This is a genomic window from Limnohabitans sp., assembly GCF_040401135.1.
Classification (GTDB): Bacteria; Pseudomonadota; Gammaproteobacteria; order Burkholderiales; family Burkholderiaceae_C; genus Limnohabitans.
The window spans coordinates 1-9,760 of the sequence record NZ_JBBAOV010000052.1; the positions used below are offsets into that span (position 1 = coordinate 1).

At 54.4% G+C, this 9,760-nt stretch carries 12 protein-coding genes; 3 read left to right on the forward strand and 9 right to left on the reverse strand.

All coding sequences use genetic code 11. The features are described from left to right. From ABWP81_RS11195 to ABWP81_RS11230, 8 genes are all read right to left on the reverse strand, one after another. A partial coding sequence (locus ABWP81_RS11195) for a Gfo/Idh/MocA family oxidoreductase (protein WP_353141818.1) occupies positions 1-955 on the reverse strand: 955 nt, incomplete at its 3' end. Positions 956-1,000: 45 nt separating this feature from the next. Next, positions 1,001-1,885 (reverse strand): class III extradiol dioxygenase subunit beta, encoded by an 885-nt coding sequence (locus ABWP81_RS11200; protein WP_353141820.1) that lies wholly within the window; start codon positions 1,883-1,885, stop codon positions 1,001-1,003. Between the two features lie 2 nt (positions 1,886-1,887). Then, the gene (gene ligA, locus ABWP81_RS11205; protein ID WP_353141822.1) at positions 1,888-2,340 is read right to left on the reverse strand and encodes a protocatechuate 4,5-dioxygenase subunit alpha; all 453 of its coding nucleotides are present in this window, start codon (positions 2,338-2,340) and stop codon (positions 1,888-1,890) included. After that, complete coding sequence (locus ABWP81_RS11210; RefSeq protein WP_353141824.1) at positions 2,340-3,257, reverse strand: amidohydrolase family protein; 918 nt, start codon at positions 3,255-3,257, stop codon at positions 2,340-2,342. The genes ligA and ABWP81_RS11210 overlap by 1 nt, the downstream gene beginning before the upstream one ends. Positions 3,258-3,278: 21 nt before the next feature. Then, positions 3,279-4,265 carry a Bug family tripartite tricarboxylate transporter substrate binding protein gene (locus ABWP81_RS11215; RefSeq protein WP_353141826.1) on the reverse strand — a complete coding sequence of 329 codons (987 nt, stop codon included), beginning with the start codon at positions 4,263-4,265 and terminating at the stop codon, positions 3,279-3,281. A gap of 26 nt (positions 4,266-4,291) precedes the next feature. Next, positions 4,292-4,975, reverse strand: coding sequence for a 4-carboxy-4-hydroxy-2-oxoadipate aldolase/oxaloacetate decarboxylase (gene ligK / locus ABWP81_RS11220; protein ID WP_353141828.1), 684 nt, complete (start codon positions 4,973-4,975; stop codon positions 4,292-4,294). 60 nt (positions 4,976-5,035) lie between these two features. Next, a complete protein-coding gene (locus ABWP81_RS11225; protein WP_353141830.1) occupies positions 5,036-6,070 on the reverse strand; it encodes an amidohydrolase family protein in 1,035 nt (344 codons plus the stop codon). An 11-nt stretch (positions 6,071-6,081) separates the two neighbouring features. Then, a complete protein-coding gene (locus ABWP81_RS11230) occupies positions 6,082-6,807 on the reverse strand; it encodes a substrate-binding domain-containing protein (RefSeq protein WP_353141832.1) in 726 nt (241 codons plus the stop codon). Positions 6,808-6,913: 106 nt separating this feature from the next. Between ABWP81_RS11230 and ABWP81_RS11235 the strand changes: the two genes are divergently transcribed. Beyond that, positions 6,914-7,834, forward strand: a complete 921-nt coding sequence (locus ABWP81_RS11235) for a LysR family transcriptional regulator (RefSeq protein WP_353141834.1) — start codon at positions 6,914-6,916, stop codon at positions 7,832-7,834. Between the two features lie 3 nt (positions 7,835-7,837). On the opposite strand, the gene ABWP81_RS11240 is transcribed toward ABWP81_RS11235, so the two are convergent. Continuing rightward, positions 7,838-8,812 carry a tetratricopeptide repeat protein gene (locus ABWP81_RS11240; RefSeq protein WP_353141836.1) on the reverse strand — a complete coding sequence of 325 codons (975 nt, stop codon included), beginning with the start codon at positions 8,810-8,812 and terminating at the stop codon, positions 7,838-7,840. A 126-nt stretch (positions 8,813-8,938) separates the two neighbouring features. Here ABWP81_RS11240 and ABWP81_RS11245 point away from each other — a divergent pair, with 126 nt between their 5' ends. Together ABWP81_RS11245 and ABWP81_RS11250 are read left to right on the forward strand one after the other, a co-directional pair. Beyond that, complete coding sequence (locus ABWP81_RS11245; RefSeq protein WP_353141838.1) at positions 8,939-9,163, forward strand: cysteine-rich CWC family protein; 225 nt, start codon at positions 8,939-8,941, stop codon at positions 9,161-9,163. Between the two features lie 21 nt (positions 9,164-9,184). After that, complete coding sequence (locus ABWP81_RS11250) at positions 9,185-9,607, forward strand: BLUF domain-containing protein (protein WP_353141840.1); 423 nt, start codon at positions 9,185-9,187, stop codon at positions 9,605-9,607. The last annotated feature ends 153 nt before the right edge of the window (positions 9,608-9,760 follow it).

The window sequence follows — 9,760 nt, forward strand, 5'->3', positions numbered from 1 at the left end:
AGGCGTTGAGTTGCAACTCCAACTCATGCAACACCTTGTAGCAAGGCAGCACTTGGGCAACGCTCGAATTCGGCTCGCGCCCTTCTGTGATCGCAGCAAAGAACTCACGGTCTTGCAACTCGATGCCGTTCATGGACACCGCCACCTTAGACACGTCGATTTGTTCTTCTTTACCGGTGTACAGATCGTCATATCGCGCCAGATAAGTGCCAGTGTCACCGATGTAGCGGAAGTACGTGCCTAAGGGACCGTCGTTGTTGAACGACAAGCTCAAGGTACAAATTGCGCCGTTGGCTGCTTGCAACTGGATGCTCATATCCATCGCAATACCCAGTGCGGGGTGGATAGGTCCTTGTACCGCATTGGCTTTGACGATGGGGCTGCCGGCTTGATAAGCAAACAAGTCCACGGTGTGCGCAGCGTGGTGCCAGAGCAAGTGATCGGTCCAGCTACGGGCTTGACCCAGCGCGTTCATGTTGGTGCGGCGAAAGAAGTAGGTTTGCACATCCATTTGTTGAATATTGAATTCGCCAGCTTTGATTTTGTTGTGCACCCATTGGTGGCTAGGGTTGAAGCGACGGGTGTGACCACACATCGCCACCAAGCCTTTTTCTTTGGCTACGCGCACCACTTCGTCAGCGTCTTTCCAGCTGTCGGCCAAAGGGATTTCCACTTGCACATGTTTGCCTGCTTTCAAGCAAGCCAAGCTTTGTGCGGCGTGCATTTGTGTGGGTGTGCACAAAATAACAGCATCGACTTCAGGCAAAGCCAAGCTCTCAGCCAAGTCGGTGGTGACGTGTTGGATGCCATATTTGCTGGCAGTTTCTTTGGTTTTTTCCAAATCGCGGCTGATCAAAGAGACGACTTCGACGCCGTCGATGTTGTTGATGCCGTCCAAATGTTTGATGCCAAAGGCACCTGCGCCAGCTAGGGCGACTTTGATGGTGTTGCTCATTTTTTTCTCCAGTTGAGGACAGCGCTCAAGATCTATCCTTCAAAGTTATTCAATGACGTTCTCAAGAATGGCATGACCGACAGCGGTGTTCGATGCAGGCACGTGGTAGAAGCGATGAGCCAGCTTAGGCGCTGGGCCTGTGGCTTTGCCGTCTTGAATGTCAGACATCGCACCGCGTGCGATGAGCCACATTACCAACTCAATGCCCTCGCTACCCGCTTCGCGCACATAGTCCATGTGATGCCTGTTGGCGCAAGCCAGCGGATCGTGGATCAACTGGTCCAGCCAGGCGTTGTCCCACTCGCGGTTGATCAAACCCGCACGCGCGCCTTGCAACTGGTGGCTCATACCGCCTGTGCCCCAGATGTGCACGTTGATGTCTTCGTCGTAGCTCTCAACCGCTTTGCGAATGGCTTGGCCGAGGTTGAAGCAACGCTGACCACTGGGCACGGGGTACTGCACCACGTTGACCGCAAATGGAATCACAGGGCAAGGCCAAGCGCCCTTCACGGGGTCTTGCTCGCCGCACATCAATGACAGTGGCACGGTCAGGCCGTGGTCCACGGCCATCTTATTGACGATGGTCAAGTCAAAGTCCTGCTGAATCACACTCTGTGCAATGTGCGAGGCCAGTTCGGGGTGACCTTGAACCACGGGTACCGGGCGCGGACCCCAGCCTTCATCGGCGGGAGTGAACTGCCCCGCTGTGCCAATGGCAAAGGTTGGAATCATGTCTAGGCTGAAGGCTGTGGCGTGGTCGTTGTAGACCAAGAAGATGACATCTGGCTTGTTATCTTTCATCCATTGTTTTGAAAAATCGTAGCCCGCAAAAAGCGGCTTCCAATAGTCTTCGTGTGTCTTGCTCAAGTCCAGTGCAGCGCCAATGGCTGGCACGTGAGAGGTGTAAACGGATGCGGTAATTTTTGCCATTTTCAAGCCTTGTTTGCGGCGGCGCTTTTGCCTGCAGCACCTTGGGGTTGGTGCTGCGCTTGCGCGCTGCCGTTTTCGCCGATGTAACGGTTGCCCTCAACCGATCGACCACCTTGAATCATCATGTTGCGGTATTCCGCTTCGGTCATTCCCGTCATCGAACCTGCCATTTGCTGGAAGCTCAAACCATCGGTCGCACCGATCTTGGCAAGGAAGTAAATATTGCCGCCGGTGCGCATGCACCAGTTCAAATCGCGGGCCAACACGGCCTGCTTTTGTTCTTCAGTCATGGCCCACTCGTCCAGGAAGGCACGCTCGTTGGCTTTGAAACGCGTGCGGTTGTCAGCCTTCATCAGCGACATGCAAAACTGGTTAAGCCAATAGCCTTTACGCGATTGCTCAGCATCAAAAATGATGGTGCCAGGAACGTCTGTGTAGGGTTTGTCGAGCGCCATTAAAAAGTCTCCTCAGGCCAATAAAGGCGCATGGGGTTGTCCACCAACAACTTGCGTTGCATTGCTTCGGTGGTCGCAATGTGGGGAATGAAGTCCACCAACAAACCATCATCGGGCATGTGATCTTTGAGGTTGGGATGCGGCCAATCGGTACCCCAAATCACGCGGTCGGGAAACTCATCCACGATGCGCTTGGCAAAGGGAATCACGTCTTGGTAAGCGTTTTGCTCGCCGTTCAATGCCTTGGGGCCTGCGACTGACAAACGCTCGGGGCAAGTGACCTTGCTCCACACATTGGTGTGCTCACGCATGAACTTCACAAACAGCTCAAACTCGGGGCCATCCACAGGCTTGGTGACATCGGGGCGGCCCATGTGGTCCACCACAATGTTGGTGGGCAGTGCAGTGAAGAAGTCCCACAGCTCGGGCAGGTCGACCGCTTCAAAGTAAATCACCACATGCCAGCCGTACATCTGCACGCGTTTGGCAATTTCTAGCAGCTCGTCTTTGGGCGTGAAGTCCACCAAACGCTTCACAAAGTTAAAGCGCACACCGCGCACACCGGCATCGTGCATGGCTTGCAATTCATCTTCGGTCACGCTGCGTTTGACAGTGGCCACACCACGCGCTTTGCCGCCAGAGTTGACCAAAGCATCGAGCATGGCACTGTTGTCTGCGCCGTGGCAAGTGGCTTGCACCACCACGTTGCGGGCAAAGCCCAGGTGGTCGCGCAGAGCATAGAGTTGAGCCTTCGACGCATCGCAGGGTGTGTACTTGCGCTCGGGCGCGTAAGGGAATTCGTTGCATGGGCCAAACACGTGGCAGTGAGCATCCACCGCACCTGCTGGTAATTGAAATTTGGGTTTGGCAGGGCCGCTGTACCAGTCTAGCCAGCCGGGTGTTTTTTCAAATTCCATCTTGTACCCTATCGTGCTGCATCAGTCCAAAGAGACTTGTGCTTTTTTGATGATGGCGTCAAACCGTGTTGACTCCGCTTGGATGTAGGCGTTGAACTGTTGACGGTTCAAGATAAATGGCTCGTAGGCAAATGTGACGAATTTTTCGCGCACATCGGGTTCGGCCAAGGCTTTTTCGATGTCGCGTTGAATCTTGTCGGCCAAGGCTTTGGATAACCCTTTGGGGGCTGCAATAGTGGTCCAGCCACTGACCTCAAAACCTGCAGGCCCGCCCGACTCACCCACGGTCGGCACATTGGGAAATGCGCTGACGCGCTTCGGTGCTGCCACCGCCAAATAACGCAACTTACCAGCGCGATACATGGCACCTGCAGAGGCGTTGGTTCCCAAAGCAAACGAGAGCTCGCCATTGGCCACGCCACTGTAGAGCATGCTGGTTTCTTTGTAGATCACGTGCTGCATGTCGGTGCCAGTGACCGACTCCAACAAAGCAGAGCCCAAATGCACGGGGTTGCCCACGGACCAAGAGCCGTAGTTAAGCTTGCCAGGATTGGCCTTGGCATCTGCCACCAAATCCGCCATGGTTTTGTAGGGGCTATCTGTGGCCACAGCCACAAAAAAATAGGTTTTAAACAGCGGCAACAAAGGCTCAAAATCTGTCTTCGCGTTGTAGGGCAACTTTTTAAACAAATGTGGGTACGCCGACAAGTGAACGCCATCGAGCTGAATCAGATCATGACCATCACTTGCACCACGCTTGAACGTGTCAATGGCTATAAAACCGTTGCCACCTGGCTTGTTCTCCACCACCACCGGTTTGCCCCAAGTGCGTGACAACTTGTCTGCCACCAAACGCAGCAACCCCTCAGGGCCACTACCCACAGGAAAAGGCGTGAGGATGCGCACCGGTTTGGTGGGGAAGTCTTGGGCTTGAACGGCTGTGCTTAGCAGCGCCAAAGCACCCAACGCCAAAGCTGCAATGTGTTGACGTTTAGAGGTGTGTGTCATAAAACAAGCTTTCAAAGTAATCGAAATTAATCGATGTACTTTAAGCCAGCAACAGCCAAGGACTTGCGCATGTTGTACATATCAAGACCGAACACGCCCGCCGCCAACTTGGCGCGCTTCTCGCCTTCATTGGCTTCTCGGGCTTGCGCACTTTCTAAGGTTTTAACAGCCATAGCTGCAGGCACGCACACCACGCCGTCGTCGTCAGCCACGATCACATCACCGGGCGTCACCCACATGCCTGCACACACCACAGGAATGTTGACCGAGCCAATGGTCGCCTTGATGGTGCCTTTGCTGCTAATGGCTTTGCTCCACACGGGAAAGTTCATGCGTTGCAACTCTTTCACATCGCGCACACCCGCGTCAATGATGAGCGCACGTGCGCCACGAGATTGGAATGATGTGGCCAACAAATCGCCAAAATAGCCATCTGTGCAATCGGCGGTGATGGCCGCCACCACGATGTCGCCGGGCTGAATTTGTTCAGCCACCACGTGCATCATCCAGTTATCGCCAGGGTGCAAAAGTACGGTCACCGCCGTGCCCGACACTTGCGCGCCGGCGTAGATGGGGCGCATGTAGGGCTTGAGCAAACCCACGCGGCCCATGGCCTCGTGCACGGTGGCTGAGCCCAAAGCGGCCAAGCCGTCAGCTGCTGCGCGGTCTGCGCGGTGAATGTTGCGGTACACAACGCCGAGTTCGTACATAAGAAATCTCCAAAAAACAATTAGGTTCTGACCCCGATTAACTCTGACCCCGATTAAAAATCATCGGCCTTGCAGTTTGAGCTGTGCGTCCAAGCGCGTGAACACGCGACGTGCATTGCCTTCGTACACCTGATGGCGCTCGTCAGCATTGAGGTTGAGGGTGGACTCGATGTAGCGCTTGGTGTCGTCAAAGTAGTGGCCGGTTTCGGGGTCGATGCCACGTACCGCGCCAATCATCTCAGAGGCAAATAGGATGTTCTTGACCGGAATCACTTGGGTCAACAAGTCAATGCCTGGCTGGTGATACACGCAGGTGTCGAAGTAGATGTTGTTGAGCAAATGCTCCGTGAGCAAAGGCTTTTTCAGCTCTTGCGCCAAGCCACGGAAACGGCCCCAGTGGTAAGGCACAGCACCGCCGCCATGCGGAATCAAAAACTTCAAAGTGGGAAAGTCTTTAAACAAGTCAGAGGTCAAGCACTGCATGAAGGCGGTGGTGTCCGCGTTCAAATAATGCGCGCCTGTTGTGTGAAAGCAGGCGTTGCAGCTGGTGGACACGTGGATCATGGCGGGGATGTCGTACTCCACCATCTTTTCGTAAATGGGGTACCACGCCTTGTCGCTCAAAGGGGGTGATGTCCAGTGACCTCCCGATGGATCGGGGTTGAGGTTGATGCCGACGTTGCCGTATTGCTCTACACACTTCACCAGTTCTGGAATGCTGGTGGCGGGGTCGACACCCGGCGACTGAGGCAACATGGCTGCTGGCACGAAGTTGTCGGGGAACAACTGACTCACGCGGTAGCACAGCTCGTTACAAATAGCAGCCCATGTGGATGAGACCTGGAAATCACCAATGTGATGCGCCATGAAGCTGGCACGTGGACTGAAGATGGTGATGTCCGAGCCGCGCTCTTTCATCTTGGCCAGTTGGTTGGTCTCGATGGTTTCGCGCAACTCGTCGTCGCTGATTTTTAAATCCGACACTTTAGGCATAGATGCTGGGTCTTTGATGCCCGCAATTTGTTTGTTGCGCCAATCTTCCAACGCCTTGGGCGCTGTGGTGTAGTGACCGTGGACGTCGATGATGAGAGACATAAAAAACCCTATTAAAAATCCATGCCCTGCTTACGCTTGACGTCTTGTACGCCAGCCGAAGCCAAGAACTGTAAAAACGATTGCACGGCTGCCACACGCGCAGTATCAGCCGCAGCGTCGCCCGCGACGACGGTGGGAATACCAGATGAAAACGTGGTGATAAACGCCACATCCGCAGGCAAAGTGCCCAGCACCTCAATGCCGGGCAAGGACATGAGCTCGCTCAACTGCTGAAATCCCAAAGCGGCTCGGCCACTGGCAACCAGTGCGCCCACAGGCGTGCCTGGTGGAGGCACCACGATGCGTGCTTTGACTGTGTCGGCAATGCCCCAACGCTGAAACAGTTGTTCTAGGTAGGCGCCGCTTGGGCCAGTAGAGTAGCTGAGTGTCGGACTGGCCAACACTGCCGCTTTCACCGCTGCTGCGTTGCTGAGGTCTGGATGCGCTGCACCTGCTTGCACAGCCACTGCCACGGGTGAACGCACCCAGTCGCACCGAGAGCCGCTTTGCAGATGACCCGAAGCGATCAAACGCTCAATTGCGTCAGAGGCCAACAGCACCATGTCAAACGCTTCACCCGCCTGCACCCGCTTGACCGCATCGACGCCACCCACAGATTCGATTTGCACCTGCACACCGGCTTGCACAAGGTAGATCTGCGTCAAATTGGCCAGCAAAGCCTGGGTGGCCATGGACGAGATTCCACGCAGAACAAGAGGTGAAGAAGATGTTTGCATCTCAGCAATTTTAAAGATTTAGCCCAGACACACAACGCAAACGGCGAACTAGCTGCTATAACGAATTTAAATATCAGACAATAGGTTATTCAAAATAAAGAAGCTTATGGAACTCAAGCAAATCGAATCATTTGTCCGTGTGGCTGAGTTGGGAAGCTTCACCAAAGCAGCGCAAGCTTTGAACATTCCGCAGCCTCTATTGAGCCGCCATGTGCGCCAACTAGAAGTAGAGCTGCACCAAAACTTGCTTATACGAAATGGCAGGGGCGTGACCGTGACCGAAGCTGGATTGGTCATGCTTGAGCACGGGCGGGGCATTCTGCACCAAGTGGCCGTAGCCCAAGAGGAGCTAGGCTCGGTGCGCGGCGCGTTGGCAGGGCGGGTCTCCATTGGTTTGCCGCCTAGCCTGTCTAAGCTCGTGACCGTGCCGCTGACTTTGGCATTTCGCGCTGCCTTTCCGCATGCGCAACTGTCCTTGACGGAAGGCTTTTCGGTGTTGATGATGGAAAGCTTGCGTGCGGGCCGCTTAGACATGGCCGTGCTCTACAACCCTCAGCCATCACCCGATTTAGAAATGAGGGTGTTGCACGAAGACACGCTCGTATTAATTGCTGGAAAAAAGAGCTCACCCACCTCTGGCAATACCCCCCTGAAAGCCGTCGTACAAATGGCCGATGTAGCCAAGCTTGCGCTCATTGCACCCAGCAGACCCAACGCCTTTAGGCTGCTGATCGACACCGAAATGATGCGGCTCAACTGCAAGCCCAACATCGTGCTGGAGATTGACGGTTTGAACGCCATTTTGGAGTTGGTCAAAGAGGGCCTGGGCTATGCGCTGCTGCCCGCCTACACGCTGAGCAACTTTGCCAAGCCTGAAGACTTCTCCACCCACCGCGTGGAGAAGCCCAAGCTCATGAGTCAGCTTATGCTGGTGTGGTCAGCGCGCCGCCCCATGACCGCCACACACAAAGCAAGCATGCAGCTGACCCACGATGTGGTGTCGCAAGCGCTGTTGGCTATCAGCTGACGATTACCAACTGTCGTCGCCGCCACCCGAATCACCGCTGTCCCAGTCGCCGCCAGAGCCGGCATCGAAAGAACCAAGATCGGGCTGGGCTGGCGTATTAAACGGCACATAGCCGCCGTTGTCGGCGGCGGGTGATGCACCTGCCGCTGCAGATGGTGCCGCTTGATGATCGCCCTCTAAAGCTTTAGACAAAGCGTAGCCTGCAGCCACACCCGCCAAACCACCCACCACAGCACCGCCTATGCCAGAGCCGCGCGTGTTGGGCTGCGCGTAACCACCTTGAGGGCCGTAGCCTTGCGGCGCATAGCCACCCTGCGCGGCATTGGGCGTGAACTGAGCGCCAAAACCACGCGGAGCGGCTGGTGAGCCCATGGGCGTTGCCATGGTCGAACTCATGGACGCTCCACCCATAGGCGAAGCCGCAGGAACATATCCAGCGGCTTGGGCATTCTTAGCGGCATTGATCGTCGAGCGGCGCAGCCACAAACCAAACACCACCAAGCCTGCAATGGCCAGCCACACATACGTCAACGACGAACCACCACCCATTGCGGCAGGCTCGGGCGAAGCCTTGCTTACCGCCTGGGTACTTGGCGCGACAGAGGGGGCCGCAGAAGGCGCCATCACCACGGACGATGACGGCGCAGCCGCCAAATCATTGATCTTTGCCAACACCGTGTTGAACTTTTCAGGGCTGGTTGCAAACTTCAAAGACGGGTCAATGTCTTTTGCTTTTTGCAGTTCACTTTGGGCTTCTTTGTAGCGCTGAGATTGCGCCAAGACTTGGCCTAACTCGTAATGCGCTTTGGCGCTTTGAGGCTTGTCTTGCAGCACCTCGCGCAGCATGCTTTCGGCCTGCGTGTAGCGGCCTGCGGCCACTGCAGCTTCAATGTCTTTGGGCGTTGGCAAAGCCAGCGCCAAGGAGGAGCCCACAACGAAGGCTCCTACGACCACAGATTTCAACCATCGAGACAACATAAAAGTCCTTTCAATTTCATCTGAATAATTCAGCTTCGTCGCATTGTGCAGGAACGATATGACGACCTTCAAAACCTGCCTAATCCTAGCTTGAAGGCAGCCGTTTAAGGTGATACCCTCTCAGGAATGAATGACATCGACCCTAGCTTTTGCCCAATTTGCCAATCGCCAAACGCTTGCGCCATGGAGAAGGCCCGAGCCACTGGCTTGGCTCTCGAGCCCTGCTGGTGCGTGGATGCAGAGTTCGCACCTGAAGTGCTGGCCCTCTTACCGACAGCTGCAAGAGGCAAAGCGTGCATTTGCGCCAACTGCGCCAGTCAGTCAAAAGATGTTTTATCTGTGAACTTGTAATTTTCTAAAAAGGAGCCAAACATGCTCGTACGTCTTTTGTATGTCAGCCAACCAGTGGGCCCTGTCACGACTACTGTCACCACTTCAATTTTAGAAAAATCTAGTATCTACAACAAAAGAGAAAATATCACTGGCGTTTTATGTCAAGGCTCAGGCTTGTGGCTGCAAGTTCTAGAAGGTGAAAGACATCAAGTCAACGTTCTTTACTCTCGAATCATGGCTAGTCGAGATCACCATAATATTGAACTGCTGTCGATGGAAGAAATTACGCAGCGCCGATTTGGCCAATGGTGTATGGCGCTTGTTCATTTGTCTAAAGATGATCCGATGGTGCAGATGGCGCACCCTGAATTTGATCCCTACACGGCAACTTCTAAAGATGCAATGTCGCTCTTGGATGAGTTGATCAAAACAAGTAGCCCCATAGTCAGCCTGGAATCGTAATTTCAATTCGCTGTTCTTCGTTGGCAATTTAAATTTGGCAACACTACTTTTAGACGTAAAAAAAGCACCAAGAATTTCTTCTAAGTGCTTGATTTTTATTGGCAAAAATGGTGGGCGATGCAAGTTTCGAACTTGCGACCCCCACAGTGTGAA

What these genes read in the sequence shown, in the direction of transcription:
- ABWP81_RS11210 (WP_353141824.1), bottom strand. Translation starts at nt 3,257, where the DNA reads ATGGAATTTGAAAAAACACCCGGCTGGCTAGACTGGTACAGCGGCCCT.
- ABWP81_RS11240 (WP_353141836.1), bottom strand. Translation starts at nt 8,812, where the DNA reads ATGTTGTCTCGATGGTTGAAATCTGTGGTCGTAGGAGCCTTCGTTGTG.
- ligA (WP_353141822.1), bottom strand. Translation starts at nt 2,340, where the DNA reads ATGGCGCTCGACAAACCCTACACAGACGTTCCTGGCACCATCATTTTT.
- ligK (WP_353141828.1), bottom strand. Translation starts at nt 4,975, where the DNA reads ATGTACGAACTCGGCGTTGTGTACCGCAACATTCACCGCGCAGACCGC.
- ABWP81_RS11250 (WP_353141840.1), top strand. Translation starts at nt 9,185, where the DNA reads ATGCTCGTACGTCTTTTGTATGTCAGCCAACCAGTGGGCCCTGTCACG.
- ABWP81_RS11200 (WP_353141820.1), bottom strand. Translation starts at nt 1,885, where the DNA reads ATGGCAAAAATTACCGCATCCGTTTACACCTCTCACGTGCCAGCCATT.
- ABWP81_RS11215 (WP_353141826.1), bottom strand. Translation starts at nt 4,265, where the DNA reads ATGACACACACCTCTAAACGTCAACACATTGCAGCTTTGGCGTTGGGT.
- ABWP81_RS11235 (WP_353141834.1), top strand. Translation starts at nt 6,914, where the DNA reads ATGGAACTCAAGCAAATCGAATCATTTGTCCGTGTGGCTGAGTTGGGA.
- ABWP81_RS11230 (WP_353141832.1), bottom strand. Translation starts at nt 6,807, where the DNA reads ATGCAAACATCTTCTTCACCTCTTGTTCTGCGTGGAATCTCGTCCATG.
- ABWP81_RS11245 (WP_353141838.1), top strand. Translation starts at nt 8,939, where the DNA reads ATGAATGACATCGACCCTAGCTTTTGCCCAATTTGCCAATCGCCAAAC.
- ABWP81_RS11225 (WP_353141830.1), bottom strand. Translation starts at nt 6,070, where the DNA reads ATGTCTCTCATCATCGACGTCCACGGTCACTACACCACAGCGCCCAAG.